Source organism: Bradyrhizobium sp. (genome assembly GCF_035309285.1).
Classification (GTDB): domain Bacteria; phylum Pseudomonadota; class Alphaproteobacteria; order Rhizobiales; family Xanthobacteraceae; genus Bradyrhizobium.
This window is the reverse complement of sequence record NZ_DATGFH010000170.1, coordinates 47,382-66,623: the sequence shown is the minus strand read 5'-3', so window position 1 is coordinate 66,623 and position 19,242 is coordinate 47,382. Positions and strand designations below refer to the sequence as shown.

22 protein-coding genes are annotated in these 19,242 nt (G+C 64.4%); 6 read left to right on the top strand and 16 right to left on the bottom strand.

Features of this window, described 5'->3' with window-relative positions; translation table 11 throughout:
• Positions 1 to 23: 23 nt before the first annotated feature.
• The 14 genes from VKR55_RS30940 to VKR55_RS30875 form a co-directional block, all read right to left on the bottom strand.
• Positions 24 to 1,187, bottom strand: coding sequence for an ABC transporter permease (locus VKR55_RS30940; RefSeq protein WP_324409225.1), 1,164 nt, complete (start codon positions 1,185 to 1,187; stop codon positions 24 to 26).
• Between the two features lie 2 nt (positions 1,188 to 1,189).
• Positions 1,190 to 2,122, bottom strand: coding sequence for an ABC transporter ATP-binding protein (locus tag VKR55_RS30935; protein WP_324409194.1), 933 nt, complete (start codon positions 2,120 to 2,122; stop codon positions 1,190 to 1,192).
• The gene (locus VKR55_RS30930) at positions 2,119 to 2,904 is read right to left on the bottom strand and encodes an HlyD family secretion protein (protein WP_324409193.1); all 786 of its coding nucleotides are present in this window, start codon (positions 2,902 to 2,904) and stop codon (positions 2,119 to 2,121) included. The genes VKR55_RS30935 and VKR55_RS30930 overlap by 4 nt, the downstream gene beginning before the upstream one ends.
• Positions 2,901 to 3,581: a TetR/AcrR family transcriptional regulator gene (locus VKR55_RS30925; RefSeq protein ID WP_324409192.1), complete on the bottom strand. Its 681-nt coding sequence runs from the start codon at positions 3,579 to 3,581 to the stop codon at positions 2,901 to 2,903. The genes VKR55_RS30930 and VKR55_RS30925 overlap by 4 nt, the downstream gene beginning before the upstream one ends.
• Before the next feature lie 283 nt (positions 3,582 to 3,864).
• A complete protein-coding gene (locus tag VKR55_RS30920) occupies positions 3,865 to 4,275 on the bottom strand; it encodes a DUF2000 family protein (protein ID WP_324409191.1) in 411 nt (136 codons plus the stop codon).
• A 156-nt stretch (positions 4,276 to 4,431) separates the two neighbouring features.
• Complete coding sequence (locus VKR55_RS30915; RefSeq protein WP_324409224.1) at positions 4,432 to 4,821, bottom strand: DUF4189 domain-containing protein; 390 nt, start codon at positions 4,819 to 4,821, stop codon at positions 4,432 to 4,434.
• Positions 4,822 to 5,077: 256 nt separating this feature from the next.
• Complete coding sequence (locus VKR55_RS30910; RefSeq protein ID WP_324409190.1) at positions 5,078 to 6,682, bottom strand: molybdopterin-binding/glycosyltransferase family 2 protein; 1,605 nt, start codon at positions 6,680 to 6,682, stop codon at positions 5,078 to 5,080.
• On the bottom strand, positions 6,679 to 7,380 hold the full coding sequence (locus VKR55_RS30905; protein ID WP_324409189.1) for an XdhC family protein: 702 nt from the start codon (positions 7,378 to 7,380) through the stop codon (positions 6,679 to 6,681). Before VKR55_RS30905 ends, VKR55_RS30910 begins: the two co-directional genes overlap by 4 nt.
• Before the next feature lie 4 nt (positions 7,381 to 7,384).
• Entirely contained in the window at positions 7,385 to 7,708 is a 324-nt protein-coding gene (locus VKR55_RS30900; RefSeq protein ID WP_324409188.1) for an XdhC family protein, read from the bottom strand.
• Positions 7,709 to 7,744: 36 nt separating this feature from the next.
• Complete coding sequence (locus VKR55_RS30895) at positions 7,745 to 8,944, bottom strand: vWA domain-containing protein (RefSeq protein ID WP_324409187.1); 1,200 nt, start codon at positions 8,942 to 8,944, stop codon at positions 7,745 to 7,747.
• Between the two features lie 131 nt (positions 8,945 to 9,075).
• On the bottom strand, positions 9,076 to 9,984 hold the full coding sequence (locus VKR55_RS30890) for an AAA family ATPase (RefSeq protein WP_324409186.1): 909 nt from the start codon (positions 9,982 to 9,984) through the stop codon (positions 9,076 to 9,078).
• 76 nt (positions 9,985 to 10,060) lie between these two features.
• Entirely contained in the window at positions 10,061 to 10,864 is an 804-nt protein-coding gene (locus tag VKR55_RS30885; protein WP_324409185.1) for an FAD binding domain-containing protein, read from the bottom strand.
• Between the two features lie 37 nt (positions 10,865 to 10,901).
• Complete coding sequence (locus tag VKR55_RS30880; RefSeq protein WP_324409184.1) at positions 10,902 to 11,387, bottom strand: (2Fe-2S)-binding protein; 486 nt, start codon at positions 11,385 to 11,387, stop codon at positions 10,902 to 10,904.
• 123 nt (positions 11,388 to 11,510) lie between these two features.
• Positions 11,511 to 11,957: an SRPBCC family protein gene (locus VKR55_RS30875; RefSeq protein WP_324409183.1), complete on the bottom strand. Its 447-nt coding sequence runs from the start codon at positions 11,955 to 11,957 to the stop codon at positions 11,511 to 11,513.
• A gap of 160 nt (positions 11,958 to 12,117) precedes the next feature.
• Between VKR55_RS30875 and VKR55_RS30870 the strand changes: the two genes are divergently transcribed.
• The 3 genes from VKR55_RS30870 (at position 12,118) to VKR55_RS30860 (ending at position 14,877) form a co-directional block, all read left to right on the top strand.
• A complete protein-coding gene (locus VKR55_RS30870) occupies positions 12,118 to 13,467 on the top strand; it encodes a 3-carboxy-cis,cis-muconate cycloisomerase (RefSeq protein ID WP_324409182.1) in 1,350 nt (449 codons plus the stop codon).
• A 135-nt stretch (positions 13,468 to 13,602) separates the two neighbouring features.
• On the top strand, positions 13,603 to 14,385 hold the full coding sequence (gene pcaD / locus VKR55_RS30865; RefSeq protein ID WP_324409181.1) for a 3-oxoadipate enol-lactonase: 783 nt from the start codon (positions 13,603 to 13,605) through the stop codon (positions 14,383 to 14,385).
• Positions 14,386 to 14,484: 99 nt separating this feature from the next.
• Positions 14,485 to 14,877, top strand: coding sequence for a carboxymuconolactone decarboxylase family protein (locus tag VKR55_RS30860; protein WP_324409180.1), 393 nt, complete (start codon positions 14,485 to 14,487; stop codon positions 14,875 to 14,877).
• On the opposite strand, the gene VKR55_RS30855 is transcribed toward VKR55_RS30860, so the two are convergent.
• Both VKR55_RS30855 and VKR55_RS30850 read right to left on the bottom strand, forming a co-directional pair.
• Positions 14,839 to 15,369 (bottom strand): hypothetical protein, encoded by a 531-nt coding sequence (locus tag VKR55_RS30855; protein WP_324409179.1) that lies wholly within the window; start codon positions 15,367 to 15,369, stop codon positions 14,839 to 14,841. The two genes, VKR55_RS30860 and VKR55_RS30855, sit on opposite strands and share 39 nt — an antisense overlap.
• Positions 15,370 to 15,639: 270 nt before the next feature.
• On the bottom strand, positions 15,640 to 15,768 hold the full coding sequence (locus tag VKR55_RS30850) for a hypothetical protein (RefSeq protein ID WP_324409178.1): 129 nt from the start codon (positions 15,766 to 15,768) through the stop codon (positions 15,640 to 15,642).
• A gap of 276 nt (positions 15,769 to 16,044) precedes the next feature.
• On the opposite strand from VKR55_RS30850, the gene VKR55_RS30845 reads away from it, so the two are divergent.
• From VKR55_RS30845 to VKR55_RS30835, 3 genes are all read left to right on the top strand, one after another.
• Complete coding sequence (locus VKR55_RS30845; RefSeq protein ID WP_324409177.1) at positions 16,045 to 16,962, top strand: ABC transporter permease subunit; 918 nt, start codon at positions 16,045 to 16,047, stop codon at positions 16,960 to 16,962.
• Between the two features lie 68 nt (positions 16,963 to 17,030).
• Positions 17,031 to 18,320, top strand: a complete 1,290-nt coding sequence (gene livM, locus VKR55_RS30840) for a high-affinity branched-chain amino acid ABC transporter permease LivM (RefSeq protein WP_324409176.1) — start codon at positions 17,031 to 17,033, stop codon at positions 18,318 to 18,320.
• Positions 18,317 to 19,150: an ABC transporter ATP-binding protein gene (locus tag VKR55_RS30835; protein ID WP_324409175.1), complete on the top strand. Its 834-nt coding sequence runs from the start codon at positions 18,317 to 18,319 to the stop codon at positions 19,148 to 19,150. The genes livM and VKR55_RS30835 overlap by 4 nt, the downstream gene beginning before the upstream one ends.
• Positions 19,151 to 19,242: the final 92 nt, after the last annotated feature.

The window sequence follows — 19,242 nt, the reverse complement described above, 5'->3', positions numbered from 1 at the left end:
CTCCTTGCGGGCCTCTTATAGCCTCAATCGAGCGTACGGCGGAAGCGCGTCACGGCGATCGTCATCGCGACCAGCATCAGACCGATCAGCGCGAGCATGTCGTATTCCAGGTTCTGCACGGTGGCGCCCTTCAGCATGATCGCGCGCACGATGCGCAGATAATGCGTCAGCGGCAGGCACTCGCCGACATATTGCGCCCAGGCCGGCATGCCCAGGAATGGAAACATGAAACCCGACAACAGGATGCTGGGCAGGAAGAACATGATCGACAGTTGCATGGCCTGAAGCTGATTCTGCGCTAACGTCGAAAAGGTGTAGCCAATCGACAGGTTCGTGGTGATGAACAGGGTCGACAGGACGGCCAGCAGCGTGAGGCTGCCGTACACGGGCACGCCGAACAGCAAGACGCCGATTGCGATGATGATCGTGGTCTGGATGAAGCCGACCAGGACGTAGGGGATGATCTTGCCGAACATGACCTCGACCGGCTTGATCGGCATCGACAACAGGCTTTCCATGGTGCCGCGTTCGATCTCGCGCGTCACCGAAAGCGCGGTGAAGATCAGCATCGTCATGGTGAGGATGGTGCCGACCAGGCCGGGCACGATGTTGAGCCGCGAGGACGCCGCCGGATTATAGCGCGCATGCGCGCGGATCTCGAACGGCAGCGACGGCGGATCGCCGGTGAAGAGATCGTGCGCGAGTGCGGTCTGCACCAGGACCGAGAGCGATGACAGCCCGGATGATGCCGCAATCGGATCAGTGGCGTCGGCGGCGACCAGCAGCGCCGGATGATCGCCGCGCCTGACCGCGCGCTCGAAGCCGCGCGGGATCTCGACGCCGAACAACACCTTGCCCGACTTGAGCAGATCGTCGAACTCGTGGACATCGTGAACCTGGTACGTAAACTTGAAATATTGGGTATTCTCCAACGCTTTCAGGATCGAGCGGCCGAGATCGGTGTCCTCCTGCAACAGCACCGCGGTCGGCAGATGGTGCGGCGTGGTGTTGATGGCGTAGCCGAACAAGAGGAGCTGCATCACAGGGATCATCACGATCATCGCGAACGACACGCGGTCGCGGCGAAGCTGGATGAACTCCTTCACCACCATGGCATACGAACGCCGCCAGAATCCGAATCGGGATTGCTGCACCTCCTCGCGCGGTTGATTCGCTGCCAGCGTCATGCTCATTGGAAATTGTCCCTCGAGCGGCCCATCAGTTCGATGAACACGTCCTCCAGCGATGGCGCGCCCTTCTGCCAATGCAGGCCGGGCCGGTCGCGGAAGGGCGCGATGGTTGCTTCCAACGCCTGCTGGTCGCGGCCGGAGACGTGCAGCGAGGTGCCGAACGGCGCCACCATGTCGACGCCGGGCTTGCCGGAAAGCTGCTCGCCGAGCGACTGCAGGTCCTCACCGGTCACCGTGTAGGTGGTCAGCGCAGAGTTCGCGATCACCTCCTCGACCGTGCCATGCGCGAGCAGATGGCCATAGGCGATATAGGCGATCTCGTGACAGCGCTCGGCCTCGTCCATGTAATGGGTCGAGACCAGCACGGTCAGCCCCTGGCCTGCGAGCGCATGAATCTCGTTCCAGAAGTCGCGCCGCGCCTTGGGATCGACGCCGGCGGTCGGCTCGTCGAGCAACAGCAATTGCGGATTGGGCAGCGTGCAGGCCCCGAGCGCGAGCCGCTGCTTCCAGCCGCCGGAGAGCTCGCCGGCAAGCTGCTCCTCGCGGCCGGAAAGCCCGAGGCGATCGATCATCTCGCGCGCGGTGCCGCGCGGATCGCGCACGCCATAGAGCCGTGCCACGAATTCCAGGTTCTCCCGCACCGAGAGGTCCTGGTACAGCGAAAAGCGCTGCGTCATGTATCCGACCAGGCGTTTGATCTTGTCGGCGTCGCGGCGGATGTCGTAGCCGAGACAGGTGCCCTCGCCGCGGTCGGGCGTCAGCAGGCCGCAGAGCATGCGGATGGTCGTGGTCTTGCCGCTTCCGTTGGGGCCGAGGAAGCCGTAAATGCTGCCGCGCTTCACCTGCATCGACAGCTCGTGCACCACCTCGCGGCCGTCGAAGGATTTTGTCAGGCCCTTGACGTCGATGGCTATGGGAGACGCCTGGTTCATCGCTGTTCCGCAACGTTCTTGGGATTGAGATAGACCGAGATCGGCTGGCCCACGCGCAACGCATCGGGCCGCGAGGGCCGTGCCTGGATCAGGTAGACGAGCTTGTTGCGCTCTTCGAGGCTGTAGATCACCGGCGGGGTGTATTCGGCCGTGGTGGCGATGAAATAGATCTTTGCGGTGAGGTCACTTGAGCAATTGTCGCAGGTGACGCGCACCTCGTCGCCGATCGCAAGCTTCGGCAGCTCGGTCTCCGGCACGAAGAAGCGGATCTTCATGTTGCCGGGCGGCATGATCGACAGCACCGGACGTTGCGCCGGCACCATCTCGCCCTCGCGGAAATAGATCTGCTGGATGGTGCCCGCGACCGGCGCAAAGCCCTGGCGCCGCGAGAGCCGCGTTTCCGAGGTGGCGACACGCGCTTCCGCGACCCGCAGCGCCGAAACCGCCGCATCAAGGTTGGCCTGCGTGCCGGCGCCGGTGCCCCTGAGCGAAGCGGCGCGGTCATAGGTCTGCTGCGCGTTGGCGAGCGTCGCCTTGTTCTGGTTGAGGTCGGCCTTCTGCAGGTCGTCATCGACCGAATAGAGCTGCTCGCCTTGCTTGACCTCGTCGCCCTCGCGCACGTCGAGCTTGGTTACCCGCCCGGATTCATCCGGGCTGACGAAGATCATGTCGGCCTCGACCCAGCCCTGAAAGCCAGGATCACGCTTGTCATTGCAGCCGGCGAGCGCGACGGCAATGAGCGAGACTGCCAATATTCGCAGCAAAGTTTGTGACGAAGTCATGACTTGCTCCGTTCACCAAAAATCAGGTCGAGATGGACGCGGAACATTGCGATCGCATCCAGCGGAGAATGGCGTTCGAACAGGCTTTTCCAGATCACAGCGACGATCGCCGGCGCGACCAGGATTTGCGGATAGCGCGCAAGCTCGGGCTGGCGGATCTCGCCGCGCGCGATCGCAAGCTCGATCAGCGCCCGCATGCCGTTAAGTCCACGCGAGATCACCTCGCGGTAGTAGAAATCGGCGATCGCCGGAAAACGCGGCCCCTCGGAGATGATGAGCCGGACGATGTCGGCCCGGCGAGTGTTCGCGACCTCCGCGATGAAGGTCAGGGCAAATCCCTCGATCGCATCGCGGACCGATCGGCCCGGCGGCGGCGGCCCGGTCAGCCGTCCGACCAGCGGCACGATCGCGGTGCGGATCAGCTCCTCGAACATCGATTCCTTGTCCTTGAAGTGCAGGTAGATCGTGCCTTTGGCGACGCCCGCGCGCTTGGCGATGTCGTCGAGCCTGGTTGCGGTGAAGCCGCGGGCGATGAACTCGTCCATGGCCGCGTCCACGATGGCCGCACGCCGCTCCGCCGCCCGCTCGGCGCGGTAGGAGGCGGCCGGCGGCGCCCCGCGGCCTTCACCACTGCTGGCGGGCTCGATGGGTGTGGATGGTTTGTGTGTCTTTGCCATGGTTCCAATATGACTGACTGGTCAGTCATTGTCAAGCGAGTTGTTCGCATGGATGGACGCCTGGGAACGGTGCTGCCGGACGGTCAGAAAGACCCGTCCGGCGATCTCCCCCCGCCTCAAGGCGGCTGGCTCAAATCAAGCACCCTGCGACCCGTTGAGGATCGCATTGACATCGGCGAGCGGCGCCTTGCTCACCTCGCCCCGCAACTTAGCAAGCCGCAGTCCCTCGGCCTTTGATCGGGGTCAAATTGCTCGACAATGACTCGTCGATGAACCGAGCGGGCTAGCTGTGAAGCTTCAGCCCATCCGCAATCTTGTCGATCAACTTGCGTTCGGCCCGCATGGCGATCCCGACCAGATTGAGGTCGGCGCGGGTGACCGCCTTCACCACCTCGCGATTGGCCGCGTCATGGCCGGTTCTGAACATGTCCTCGGTATAGAGCGCAGGCGTGACGCCCCGCGCCAGGGCCCGATCGAGCGCCCGCGTCAGTGCGGTCCGATCGGCGCCATAGATCAGGATCGGCTGGCCGATCAGTGCGAGATATTTGGTGCCGGAGCCGTCTTCGTAGGTGTCGCCGATGCACGCCGGAAACGCGGCGGCGATGCCACCGGCGAGAAACGAAGCAACGTTCAGCTTCTGCCAGACTTCGAGATCGGTCCTGACGATGACCGCAATCTTGGTGTCGAATTGCATGAAGGCTCCGTGTCATTCCGGGGCGCGACGAAGTCGCGAGCCCGGAATCCATAATCACGGACCGGCATGTTGAGTAAAGTCGTCGACCACCGCGTTAGATCATCACCACCCGTGGTTATGGATTCCGGGCTCGTGCTGACGCACGCCCCGGAATGACTAACCCTTCGCGTCGCAGGCCCAGGCGCGGATCACGCATTCCTTGCCGCCATATTTGTAGCATTCGCGCGTCGCTTCGTTGAGGGAGCTCGAAATCTGCGGCCGCACCGCATAACCGTGCGCGCCGCACGGATTGGTCAGGTCGATCGAAAGAGACGCGCAGGCGCGCTTCATCGTGATCGCCGTGCAATCGCCCTTGCACTGCTTCAGCGCCGCGGCGCGCGCCTCGCTCTCGCCAGAATAGTCGTAAGCCTGGCCATAGGCGCCGCATTTACCGATCGCAAATGCGCCCGCGCCCCAGGCTTGCGTGACAAAGTGCGTGCCCGCAATCGCAAGCGCCAGGGCAAACACAAACAGCGCGCGACGCCGCGCGACAACGGTGGAAACGATCAACAGCCCCTCCCCAGGGTCAACGCAAAGGACTGTATCCGAGAGGCCGTTGAGACTTGGTGAACGGTGGTTTGAAAATCGAAGTCGAGAAAACGGTGACAACAGGGACGTTTGTAGGGTGGGCAAAGGCGCGCTTGCGCCGTGCCCACCATCCAGGTCTCTCATTCGTGAAGAAGAATGGTGGGCACGCGCAGCCTGTCATCGGGCCGCGCGCTCGCGCGGACCCGTTGGCTTTGCCCACCCTACGAGAGCGCTGTTATCCCCGCCGCGCCGCTTCCAGTGCCTGCGGCGTGTCGATGTCGAGGAAGGCGCTGTCGCCCTCTACCGGAACTTCGGCGACTGCCTCGCCGTGCTTGGTGATCAGGTGCCGCGCGCCGGTGTCGCCGTCGAGCGTCATCAACTCGCTGAAGAAGCGGCGCGACCACAGCACCGGATTGCCGCGCCGGCCGTCGGCGACCGGAACCACGATCAGATTGCCGCGATCCGGCGCAAACGCCTCGATCAGGCGGTCGATCAGATGGGCATCGATCAGCGGCATGTCGCCGAGGCATATGATGGCGCCGTCGGCATTGGCCGGCACGGCCGAGATGCCGGCCTTGACCGAGCCTGCCAGACCACCGGCGAAGTCGGGATTGCGCACGAATTTAACGTTCAACCCTTCGAGCGCCTGCTCGACCAGTTCGGCCTGATGACCGGTGACGACGATGACCTCGCTCGCCTTCGAGGCAATCGCCTGCTCGGCTGCGATCCGCACCAGCTTCTTGCCCTCGATCTCGGCGAGCAACTTGTTGGGCCCGCCCATCCGGGTCGAGCGGCCGGCGGCCAGGATGATCGCGGCAACGGTGCGGTTGTCCTCGACCTCGGGCTTGGCGCGCGGCTGCGGCCGCGTGACGATCTCCATCAAGAGCCCGCCGACGCCCATGCCCATCAGCTCGGCGCGGGTGACCTTCAATCCCGCGAGGAGCCGCATCAGCACCCAGTCGAAGCCGTTCTCAACCGGCGAACGCGCGCAGCCCGGCGCGCCCAGCACCGGCACGCCCTTGGCATTGCCGATCAGAAGCAGATTGCCGGGGTCGACCGGCATGCCGAAATGCTCGATCGCGCCACCGATGCCGGAGATCGCAGCCGGGATCACATCGCGGCGGTCGGCGATGGCGGAGGCGCCGAACACGATCACGAGCTCGGCGCCGAGCGCGAGCATTTCGTTGATGGCGGTGGCGAGCACCTTCTCGTCATGCGGCACACGGCGCTCCGCGATGATGGCGGCGCCGGCTGGCGCCAGCCGCTCGGCGGTGACGCGCAGCGTCTTGTCGATCACCTTTGATGCGAGCCCCGGCAACATCGTCGAGACCACGCCGACGCGCTTGATGACGTAGGGCGCAACCCGCAGCGCGCCGTGACCGGCGGCTTTCACCGCGGCGTTCCGCAGCTTGCCCTCGACGCCAAAGGGAATGAGTTTCACCGTCGCGATCATCTCGCCTTCGACCACCGGCTTGAAGGCCGGCAGCGTCGCAAGCGTGATCGCCTCGTCGACGCCATTGATGCGGTCGACCGCGGCGCGGTCGATCACCAGCACGCCGGGACGAGCGGCAAACAGATTGGCGCGGCCGGTGAAGGCGCGCTCGGGCATGACGCCCTCGCCGGTGATGGCCTCGGCGATCGAGGCAGCCGCGGCATCCTCGGAGACGTCGCCCTCCTCCAGCCGCACCACGACGATCTCTTTGACGCCGGCGTCTTGCAGCGCCTCGACCTCGGCCGGACCGACCGTCGTGCCCTTCTTCAAAACCAGCGATCCCTGGCGCAGGGTATGGACGGTCACCCCGCCAACCGCTTCGGCCGGACTGGCAGGACCGAACTTCATGCCGCTGCTTCTTTTTCTTTGGGAGGCAGCCGCAACTCTGCGGTGATCTCCGCCATGATCGCGACCGCAATCTCCGACGGCGATACCGCGCCGATCGGCAGACCAATCGGCGCGTGGATGCGCGCGATGTCGGTTTCCTTCGCACCTTGCGCGCGCAACCGCTCGGCACGTTTGCCGTGGGTCTTCCGCGAACCGAGCGCGCCGATATAGAAGCAGCCGCGTTCAAACGCGTGCATGAGCGCCGGATCGTCGATCTTGGGATCGTGCGTCACCGCGACAAAGGCCGTGTAGTGATCGACATTGAGCGGCGGCAGCGCGACGTCAGGCCATTCCGCCACCAGCGGCACGTCGGGAAAACGCTCGGGGCTAGCAAAGGCCGTGCGCGGGTCGACGATAGTGACGTCATAACCCAGCGCCTGCGCGATCGGGGCCAGCGCCTGGCTGATGTGAACCGCGCCGACGATGACGAGCTTGGCGGTCGGGGCATAGACGTTGAGGAAGAGCTTCTTGCCGCCAACCTCGATAGTGGCGCTCTTTCCCATGCGCAGCGCCTTGTCGAGCTCGGCGCGCAAGGGATCGGTGGCAAAGTCCTTGGCCTTCACCAGCCGCTGCTCGCCGCTCGCCGTATCGGTGACGACGATGGCTGGCCGCCGCGCGGCGCGTTCGGCATTGAGCTCTGCGAGGGTTTGCAGCTTCACTGGCTTACCCCACCTTCTCGACGAAGACGCGAATCGTGCCGCCGCAGGACAGCCCGACATTCCAGGCGGTCTCGTCGGCAACGCCGAACTCCAGCATCTTCGGCTTGCCGGTCTCGATCACGTCCATGGCCTCGGTGACGACCGCGCCCTCGACGCAGCCGCCGGAGACCGAGCCCAGAAACGTGCCCTCATCGTTGATGACGAGGCTTGAGCCGGCCGGGCGCGGTGCGGAGCCCCATGTCTCGACCACGGTCGCCAGCGCCACGCCGCGACCCGCGTTCTGCCAGTCCTCGGCCGCCTTCAGGATATCCTCGTCGCGATTGAGCATGGGCGCCTCTTATTGTTCTCAGGCCACTTATTGTTCTCAGGCCACGGAGCGGATCAGGCTCAGATGATGCACCGGCAACGGCACGGACAGCGCCTTGATCAGCCCCTCGATCGAACTCAAATTATGCACCGGACGAAATTCGTCAACGTGCGGCAGCATCATTTTGATGCCCTGAGCCTTGGGTTCGAAGCCGTCATACCGCAACAGGGGGTTGAGCCAGATCAGCCGGCGACAGGACCGGTGCAGCCGGTCCATCTCGAAAGCGAGCTTGGCGTCGGCCTCGCGCTCCAGCCCGTCCGAGATCAGGAGCACGACTGCGCCCTGCCCCAGCACCCGCCGCGCCCACAATTTGTTGAACGTGTGCAGCGAGGTCGCGATCCTGGTGCCCCCGGCCCAGTCCTCGACCGAGGCCGAGCAGCTCGCCAGCGCCTCGTCCGGATCGCGCTGGCGCAGTGCTCTTGTCACATTGGTGAGGCGGGTGCCGAACAGGAAGACCGAGACGCGCTTGCGGGCGTCGGTGATGGCATGCAGGAAATGCAGGAACAGGCGGGTATATTCGCTCATCGAGCCCGAGATATCGAGGAGCGCCACGATCGGCGCGGGTTTCTCGATCCGGCCGAGTTTTCTGATATCGATGATCTCGCCGCCGGTGCGTAGCGAGCCGCGAATGGTGCGGCGCATGTCGAGCTTGAGGCCTCGCGCATCCGGCTGGTAGCGCCGGGTTTCGAGCTCCGCCTGCGGCAGCCGCATCTTCTCGATGGCGCGGGTGACCTCGGCGATTTCCGCCGCGGTCATCTGGGCAAAATCTTTCTTCTGCAGGATTTCCTTGTCGGAGACCGCAAGCCGCAGCTCCTGCTCCTGGGCCTGCGGCTCCTCATGGTAGGAGGGTTGCGACATCGCCTCCTGCACGCGGCGCGCTGCGGGCGGCGGCTTTTTGCGGGCATGAGCCGGCAGCGGCACCGAGTCGAGCATGCTCTTCCACTCCTCCGCGGCGCGGAAGAACAGGTCGAACGCCTGCTTGAAGATCAGCGCATGCTCGCGGCGCTTGACGAAGATCGATTCCAGCGTGGTGAAGACCTCGCTGCGGCTGCCGATCTCGATCAGCTGCAGCGCATTCATCGCGTCGATCACGGCACCCGGCCCCACGGGAAGGCCGGCCGCGCGCAGCGCACGGGCAAAGCCCACGACATTGTCGGCGATATTGCCGGTCGGAGGTGCAAGATGATTGATGGCCATCGGTACCGCACCTTTCGTCATTCCGGGATGGCCCGAAGGGCCACGCCCGGAATCTATAGCCACGGTTGGGGGTTATGGATTCCGGGCTCGCGCTTCGCGCGCCCCGGAATGACGAGCGTTGTTATTATCGATCACACCTCGCTCGTCGCTTCCTTCAAGACCTTCTGCAACCCCTCGCCCTGCATTCGCGCGATGTCGTCCTGGTATTTCAAGAGCGCGCCAAGCGTGTCGCCGACCACCTCCGCAGTCAGCGAGCGCGCGTCGAGCTCGGAGAGCGCGGTCGCCCAATCAATGGTCTCGGCAACACCCGGCGACTTGTAGAAATCCTGGTCGCGCAGCGCCTGTACGAAGCGCACCACCTGCTGCGAGAGCTTTGCCGAGATGCCGGGCACGCGGTTCTTGACGATCGCAAGCTCGCGCTCGGCGGAAGGATAATCGACCCAGTGATAGAGACAGCGGCGCTTCAGCGCGTCGTGGATCTCGCGGGTGCGGTTTGAGGTGATGATGACGATCGGCGGCTTCGGCGCCTTCACGGTGCCGAATTCCGAGATCGTGATCTGGAAGTCGGAGAGGATTTCGAGGAGATACGCTTCGAACGCTTCGTCGGCGCGGTCGAGCTCGTCGATCAGAAGCACGGGGCTGCCGCCGACGTCCGGCTCCAGCGCCTGCAAGAGCGGACGCTTGATCAGATAGCGGTCGGCGAAGATGTCGGCCGAAATCTGCTCGCGGTCAGTCTCGCCGGCGGCTTCCGCCAGGCGAATGGCGATCATCTGCGCGGCGCTGTTCCACTCATAGACGGCGGAAGCGACATCGAGGCCTTCATAGCATTGCAGGCGGATCAGCTTCCGTCCCAGCGCCGCCGCCAGCACCTTTGCGATCTCGGTCTTGCCGACGCCGGCCTCGCCTTCCAGGAACAGCGGCCGCCCCATGCGCAGCGCCAGATAGGTCACGGTCGCAAGCGACCGCTCCGCGAGATAGCCACGCGAGGCAAGAAGTTCAAGCAGCGCATCGACCGATGCAGGCAGTGCCGATGCAGTCATGAAGGATCCAGTCCTGGTACGCTCACTTGACCGCCGATTTGTGGCGGTTCACATGTAGCGGCTCACTCGTAGCGGCCTACTTGGCGGTTGCGGCCTCCACCGCGCGCTGCGCCAGCACCGCGATCAGATGGGCGCGATATTCGGCGCTGCCGTGCAGGTCGCTGTTCAGCCCATCCGCCGGCACCGTCATGCCGTCGAGCACCTTGTGCGAGAAACGCTTCTTTAGCGCCTCCTCGAACGCGGTGACGCGGAACACGCCGCCCGAGCCCGCGCCGGTCACGGCGACGCGCACGTCGGAGGGGCGCTTGGCGACAAACACACCGACCAACGCGTAACGCGAGGCCTGGTTGCGGAATTTGATATAGGCCGCCTTCTTCGGCAGCGGGAACATCACCTTGGTGATGATCTCATCCGCTTCCAGCGCGGTCGTGAACAGGCCCTGAAAATATTCTTCCGGCTTCAGCTTGCGCTTGTTGGTGACGATAGTGGCGCCCAGCGCCATCACCGCGGCCGGATAGTCCGCGGTCGGATCGTTGTTGGCGAGCGAGCCGCCGATCGTGCCGCGATGACGCACGGCGGGATCGCCGATCCCGCCGGCGAGCTCGGCCAGCGCCGGGATCGCCTCGCCGACGACAGCGGAGCTCGCGACGTCGGCGTGCTTCGCGGTCGCGCCGATCACGAGCGAGCGGCCCTTCATCTCGATCGTGTCGAGGCCTTCGATGTGGGAGAGGTCGACCAGATGCGGCGGGCTGGCAAGGCGCTGCTTCATGACCGGCACCAGCGTGTGCCCGCCCGCGATCAGCTTGGCGTCCTCGTTCTTGGCGAGCAGATTGGCGGCCTGCCGCACCGTGCCCGGACGATGATATTTGAATTCGTACATGAGGTTCCCTCGCGCGCGTGAAGTGCCGCGTTATCGGTTATGCGAGATCGGACTTCGCCATCGCCTTGGCGCCGGCGGCGATCGACTGGACGATGTTCTGGTAGCCCGTGCAGCGGCAGAGATTGCCTTCGAGCTCCTCCCGGATCACCTGCTCGGAGAGGTCATGGCCCTTGCGATGGACCAGGTCGACCGCGGTCATGATCATGCCGGGCGTGCAGAAGCCGCATTGCAGGCCATGGTGCTCGCGGAAGGCCTCCTGCATCGGATGCAGCGGCGCGCCGTCCGCGGCGAGCCCCTCGATGGTCTTCACCTCATGCCCGTCAGCCATCACGGTGAGCGTGGTGCAGGACTTCACCGCCTTGCCGTCGAGATGCACGACACAGGCGCCGCACTGCGAGGTGTCGCAGCCGACATGGGTGCCGGTGAGGCGCAGGTGCTCGCGCAGAAATTGCACCAGCAGTGTGCGGGGGTCGATATTCGCGGTGACGGGATTGCCGTTAACGATCAGGGAAACCTTGGCCATCAGCACTCTCTTGATCTGCGTGTGCGCACGTCGGCGACGCAGCGATTAAAGTCATTCCACAGTCATAATATGGGCCGATCCGGCAATGGGCAACCTCGCCCGGAACAGCCCTCCCATGACCCGCTAACCCTCTACCGCCTTGGCGAAATTGGCGAAGAACTCGTCGGCCAGTTTCTTGGCCGCGCCATTGATCAGGCGCTGGCCGAGCTGGGCGAGCTTGCCGCCGATCTGCGCCTCGACGTTGTAGCTCAAAAGCGTGCCCCCGTCCTTGTCGGTGAGGGCCACGGTCGCACCACCCTTGGCGAAGCCGGCGACGCCGCCCTCGCCCTCACCTGTGATCTTGTAGCCATTCGGCGGATTGAGATCGCTCAAGGTGACCTTGCCCTTGAAGCGGGCCGATACCGGCCCAACCTTCATCCTGGCGACGGCGCGAAAGCCGTGCTCGTCGGTCCTCTCCATCTCCTCGCAGCCGGGGATGCAGGCCTTCAGCACGTCCGGATCGTTCAGCTTGGCCCACACCGCTTCACGGCTCGCCGGAAGCTGGACCTCGCCAGTCATTGTCATCGCCATGGGGACCTCCCCGAAACATCTTGATTTGTCATCTCCCAGTAAAGCACGAAACGGCGAAAAGAAAGGGCCGCCATAGGACGACGTGGGATGCATATTCGCACACGCGAAAGCCGCTTTGGGATTGGCAGGGCGCGGTGGGAATGATTAGGTCGCGCGCACCATGGCGACCTCCCTTTCCCCTCTGCTCGCCCCCATGCTGTCGAGCGCTCAGATGCGCGTCGCCTGCGACGATGCGACGATGCTCCAGCACATGCTCGATTTCGAATCGGCGCTGGCGCGGGCGGAAGGCGCGGTCGGCTTGATTCCCACAGGGGTCGTTGCACCGATTGCCAAAGCCTGCGCGGCCGGCAAGTTTGAGCTTGCCGCGCTCGCGGAAGCAGCGACCCGCTCCGGCAATCTTGCGATCCCGCTGGTCAAGGCGCTCACATCCTTGGTCGCCAAAAGCGACCCGGAGGCCGCGCGCTATGTGCATTGGGGCGCCACCAGCCAGGACGTGATTGATACTGCCGCGATGCTCACCCTGCGCAAGGGCATGGATTCGCTGCTCGCCGATCTCGATCGCGCCATCACTGGTTTTGCCGATCTCGCACGCCAGCATCGCCACACCGCGGTGGTCGCGCGCACCTGGCTGCAGCATGCCCTGCCGATGCCGTTCGGGCTGAAGCTTGCCGAATACGCCGCGGCGCTGCATCGCTCCAAGTTGCGGCTGAAGCGCCTCGCGCGCGAAACGCTGGCGCTGCAATTCGGCGGTGCCGCCGGCACGCTCGCCGCACTTGGCGACAAGGGGCTTGCAGTGTCGGAGGCATTGGCGCGCGAGCTTGATCTGCCGCTGCCGGAAGCACCGTGGCACACTCATCGCGACCGTATCGCGGATGCCGCCTCGGTCTTCGCGATTCTCGCCGGAAGCTGCGGCAAGATCGCGCGCGATGTCTCCTTGATGATGCAAACCGACGTCAGCGAAGCGTTCGAACCTGCCGGCGCCGGCCGCGGCGGCTCCTCGACCATGCCGCACAAGCGAAACCCGGTTGCGGCCGCAAGCGCCCTGGGTGCTGCGACCATGGCGCCCAATCTCGCCGCGACGATCTTCGCCGCGCAAGTGCAGGACCATGAGCGCTCTGCCGGCCCCTGGCATGCGGAATGGCCGACCTTGCCGGCCCTGATGCTGGTCACGTCGGGCGCGCTGGCCGCGATCGTCGATCTCGCCGAGGGGCTCGAGGTCGACGCCGCGCGCATGCGCGAAAATCTGGATGCGACGCACGGGCTGATCATGGCGGAAGCGGTGAGCTTCGCGCTCGCGGAGACGATCGGCAAGGCCGACGCGCACCATCTGATCGAGGCCGCGAGCAAGAAGGCGGTCGCCGACAAAAAACATCTGCGCGACGTGCTCATGAGCGATTCGAGGGTGACTGCGCAGCTCGACGCGAGCAAGCTCGCAAAACTGTTCGAGCCGATGGCCTATCAGGGGGTCTCGCAAGCCCTGATCGACCGCCTGCTCGCGTCGCTCGACTAATACTCCGATGTCGTTGCCGGGCTTGACCCGGCAATCCATCGAAAAGAAAGACTCTTCTTGGATGGATGCGCGGGTCCCGCCTACGCCAAAGCTTCGGCGGGCAAGCAAGCCCGCGCATGACGAGGGTAAAACAACATGCCGATGATCGATGCCGACGGATGCCTGCTCAACGTCTCCGTCGAGGGCCGCCAGGCCGGACCAACGTTGATGCTGTCGAATTCACTCGGCACCACCATGCAGATGTGGGAGCCGCAGATGAAGGCGCTGACGCAGGTGTTCCGCGTCGTCCGCTACGACCGCCGCGGCCATGGCAAGTCCGGCGTGCCGCCGGGACCCTATTCGATGGAGCGCTTCGGCCGCGACGTGCTCGCGATCCTCGACGGCCTCAACATCGACAGGGTGCATTGGTGCGGACTGTCGATGGGCGGCATGGTCGGGCAATGGCTGGGCGCCAACGCGCCGGAGCGGATGGACAAGATCATCCTGTCCAATACCGCCTGCTACTACGCCGATCCCACCAACTGGAATAACCGCATCAAGGCGGTGAAGGAAGGCGGCGTGGCCGCCGTCGCCGATACCGTGATCGCCGGCTGGCTGACCGCGGACTTCCGCGAGCGCGAGCCGCAGATCACCGCCAATTTGAAGGCGATGCTGCTCGCCTCGCCTGTTCAGGGCTACCTCGCCTGCTGCGAGGCGCTGTCGACGCTTGACCAGCGCGCGCTGCTGCCGAAGGTCAAGAGCCCGACACTCGTCATCGCCGGCCGCCACGACATGGCGACCCCGATCGCAGCCGGCGAATTGATCCGCAGCCAGATCCCCGGCGCGAGCCTGACCATTCTCGACGCCGCCCACATTTCCAACGTCGAGCAATCGCACGCCTTCACCGAGGCGGTGGTAGGGTTCTTGACGCAGAAGTAACCTGCTCGTCATTCCGGGGCGCCTCGAAGAGGCGAACCCGGAATCTCGAGATTCCGGGTCTGCGCTTCGCGCATCCCGGAATGACGGAGGACAAAATCCATGGACGATCAGCAGCGCCGCGACGGCGGCATGGCCAAGCGCCGGAAAGTTCTTGGCAACGCGTGGGTCGACAAATCGACCGCGACCCGCAACGCCTTCAACACCGAATTCCAGGACCTGATCACGCGCTATGCCTGGGGCGAGATCTGGACGCGGCCGCATTTCAACGAGCGCACGCGCCGCGTGCTCGTGATCGGCACCCTGGTGGCGCTCGGCCAGTGGGACGAATTCCGCCTGCATGTGCGTGCAGCACTCGCAGAAGGCGGCTTTACGCCGGACGATATCAAGGAGATCCTGCTGCAGCAGGCGATCTATTGCGGCGTGCCCGCCGCCAACCACGCCGTGAAGGAGGCGTCAGCGATTGTGGAAGAGCTGGGGCTCTTGAAGCGGTAGCACCGCGCCCTGCTCGGCCGTCACCGTTGCCACGGATTCCGCCGGAGGCTCGACCAGCATCACGATTGCCGTGCCGAGCAGCATCAAGAGCTCGGTGGCGTGGAGCTGCATGGCCTCGGGCTCGTGCACATAGTTGGCCATCAGCATCATGGCAAAGCAGATCACGCTGCCAATGGCGAGCGCGATCGCCAGCGCCTCGTTGCAGCCGCCGGCCTTGCGGATCACGGGGCGCGTGAGAAGCAGGAGGAAGATCGCAAAGAACGCCACCACCGTCATTCGGCCGAGCGCGAGCAGCCAGGCCGCGCGCACCATGCCGGTCGCGGCAAAGTGCAGAGTGTCGCTGGCGAAGAACGCCACCGACACGTTCGGCCGCTCGTAGAAGGAGTGGATCGGCGAGGCCATGATCCGAAACGAAAGGATGGTCCAGGTCGGAATGAAATAGGCCGCCAAGAGCGCGCCGTTGAATGAGCTGATCCGCCAGTTCGTGGACATGTCGCTTCCCGCAAATGACTGGGCGCACCTCACCGGGCACGCCGCTTTGCGGGTGACGTAACGCCCTTAAATTGCGATCCGCAATTTAAACCCTTTGTTTACCTTAATGATGCGGCGGCCCGCTTATCCCTCGCTCCCAGACGCCCGTAAGGCGGCGCCGACCGCCCAGCTTTTGGCCGAAAAAGAAAGGTCCCGCCTCACTGCGGGACCCTCCTTCCGTTACGCTACTTTATGCTATGTGGCGCGACTCTACGCTACTGTCGCCCCGAACTAGCGTCCCTCGCCGGGTTGCTGTTGCTGCTGGCCGGGCTTCGGCTGGCCGCCACCCTGCTGCTGCTGGCCGGGCTTCTGGCCCGGGGTCTGGTTCTGCTGACCCGGCTTCTGATTGGGGTTGCTCATTTCGGGATCTCCCTGATTGAACACAACCCGTGACAACCCAAGCGCTTCGGTTTGGTTGCCGGGGAACACAGTTCCCATCGGCGGTTTTAATGTGTCGAGCCGTTGTCGCCTCCGGGGCAAGGGAACCGGCAGCAGAAACAATCCTGTACAAGCCCATTTGCTGATGGCGAGCGCTGTTGCCGCTCAGGGTTCCGCTTGTTAAGAAACCGTCAACGATGCGGCGTCCAAGGCTGCCTGGGGCCAGCGCCGCGTCGACGGTTCATTCAATTGGCAGCCATGGATTATTTCGCTCAGCAACTGATCAATGGCCTTGTGCTTGGCTCGATCTACGGGCTGATCGCGATCGGCTACACCATGGTCTATGGCATCGTCGGCATGATCAATTTCGCCCATGGCGACATCTTCATGATCGGCGGCTTCATCGCGTTGATCTCGTTCCTGGTGCTGGTGTCGTTCGGGATGACGGCAATCCCCGTGATCCTGCTGATCGTGCTCCTGGTGTCGATGGCAATCACCGCGCTCTATGGCTGGACGGTGGAGCGCATCGCCTACCGGCCTCTGCGCCGCTCCTTCCGTCTCGCGCCGATGCTGTCGGCGATCGGCATGTCGTTCGTGCTCTCGAATTTTTCACAGGTCGCGCAAGGCGCGCGCGTGAAACCGGTGGCGCCGATCATCACCGGCGGCTACACCTTGCATGAAAGCGCCGACGGCTTCGTCGTGCGGCTCTCCAACATCCAGATCGTCGTGGTGCTTACCACCGTCGCGCTGCTTCTCGTTTTCACCTGGTTCGTCGCGCGCACGCGGATCGGGCGCGACATGCGCGCCTGTGAGCAAGACCAGACCATGGCCGCCCTCCTCGGCGTCGACGTCGACCGCACCATCTCCATGACCTTCGTGATCGGCGCAGCACTCGCCGCCGTCGCCGGCATGATGTACCTGCTCTATTACGGCCTCGTCGATTTCTTCATGGGCTTTGTCGCCGGCATCAAGGCCTTCACCGCGGCGGTGCTTGGCGGCATCGGCTCGCTGCCTGGGGCGATGCTGGGCGGGCTCGCGATCGGGCTGATCGAGACCTTCTGGTCGGCTTATTTCTCGGTCGAGTACAAGGACGTTGCCGCGTTTTCCGTTCTGATTGTGGTCCTCATCTTCCTTCCGACCGGCCTGCTTGGCCGGCCCGAAGTCGAAAAAGTCTAGAAGGCGGCCGCGTGAGCGTCACCGCGCCCGAGCCCAAAGTGGCAACATCTTCGGCTACATCTGCGGCGATGTCCGCGAGCATTGCCTTCATCCTGAAGAAGGCGCTGATCAGCGCGGCGGTGGCGCTGGTGCTGTTCTCGCTGATGATCGGCATCCGCACCGAAGCCGGCCCGACCGGGCAATTGATCTACTGGACGCGCTTCGGCGAGCTTGCCGCCCTTGTCGGCGCCGTGTTCGGCGGCAGCATCGTGATCGAGCTGCTGCGGCAATGGCTCGGGCCTGCCGACACGCGCCAGCTCATTCCGCCGGTCGTCCAGAGCGGGCTCGACATCGCCGGCCGTCTGGTCGGGCCGGTGCTGTTGGTCTTCACGCTGCTGGTTCCGGTCATCTTCTACGACCAGACCTATATCCTCGACCTCGGCATTCTCGTGCTGACCTATGTCATGCTCGGCTGGGGCCTGAATATCGTGGTCGGCCTCGCGGGTCTCCTCGACCTCGGTTACGTCGCCTTCTACGCGGTCGGCGCCTATTCCTACGCGCTGTTTGCCACCACCTTCGGGCTGTCGTTCTGGGTCTGCCTGCCGATTGCTGGCTTCCTCGCCTCGCTCTGGGGCGTGATGCTGGGCTTTCCGGTCCTGAGGCTCCGCGGCGACTATCTCGCGATCGTGACGCTCGCCTTTGGCGAGATCATCCGCCTCGTTATCATCAACTGGCAGTCCCTCACCAACGGACCAAACGGCATCTCCGGCATCCCGCGTCCGACGCTGTTCGGCATTCCGCTGACCGCCGACGATAACGGGCTCGCCGCCAGGCTCGGCATCGAGTATTCGCCGACCCATCGCATCGTGTTCCTGTTCTACGTGATCCTGGCAATGGCGCTACTCACCAACTGGGTGACGATCCGTCTGCGACGGTTGCCGATCGGGCGGGCCTGGGAGGCGCTGCGCGAGGACGAGGTTGCCTGCCGCGCGCTCGGCATCAACACGACGACCACAAAACTCACGGCGTTCGCGACCGGCGCCATGTTCGGTGGCTTCGCCGGCGCGTTCTTTGCGACCCGCCAGGGTTTCATCAGCCCGGAATCCTTCACTTTCCAGGAATCGGCGCTGGTGCTCGCGATCGTCGTCCTCGGCGGCATGGGCTCGCAGCTCGGTGTCGCGCTGGCGGCGCTCACCATGATCGGCGGCTTCGAGCTGTTCCGCGGCCTCGAGCAATTCCGCATGCTGGTGTTCGGCCTTGCCATGGTGCTCTTGATGATCTGGCGGCCGCGCGGGCTGATCGGCCATCGCGCACCGACCGTGTTCCTGAAGCAGGCGCAGGCGATCTCCTCCGACCTTGTCAAGGAGGGCCACGGATGAGCGACGGCCATATCCTCACCGTCGACCATCTCATCATGCGCTTCGGCGGCATCATCGCCGTCAACGCGCTCTCGTTCGCCGCCGGCCGCAAGCAGATCACGGCGCTGATCGGCCCGAACGGCGCCGGCAAGACCACCGTGTTCAACTGCATCACCGGCTTCTACAAGCCGACCGGCGGCACCATGCGGATGCAGCGCGATGGCGGTGGCGAGATCGCGCTGGAGCGGCTCAATGACTTCCGCATCTCCAAGCAGGCCAAGGTCGCCCGCACCTTCCAGAACATCCGCCTGTTCCCGGGCATGACCGCGCTGGAGAACCTGATGGTCGCCCAGCACAACACGCTGATGCGCGCCTCCGGGTTGACCTTTCTCGGTCTGATCGGCGCGCCCACCTACCAGGCCGCGGAAAGACGCGCGATCGAGCTTTCAAAATTCTGGCTCGATCGCATCGGGCTCATCGACCGCGCCGACGATGCCGCAGGCAACCTCCCTTATGGCGACCAGCGTCGGCTCGAGATTGCGCGCGCGATGTGCACCGAGCCCGCGCTGCTCTGCCTCGATGAGCCTGCCGCCGGCCTGAACACGCGCGAGAGCGCGGCATTGAGCGAATTGCTGCTGTCGATCCGCCGCGACCAGGGCACCTCGATCCTCCTGATCGAGCACGACATGAGCGTGGTGATGGAAATCTCCGACCACGTGGTGGTGATGGATTATGGCGTGAAAATCGCGGAAGGCGCGCCTTCCGACGTGCGCGACGATCCCAAGGTGATCGCCGCCTATCTCGGCGCCGACGAGAAAGAAGCCATCGCCGTCATGGAGAGCGACGCGTGATCCGGCAATCTCCACTCTCGTCATGCCCGGGCTTGACCCGGGCATCCATCGTTCTTCGACAAGGGTCTCTGGTTAGGATGGATGGCCGGGTC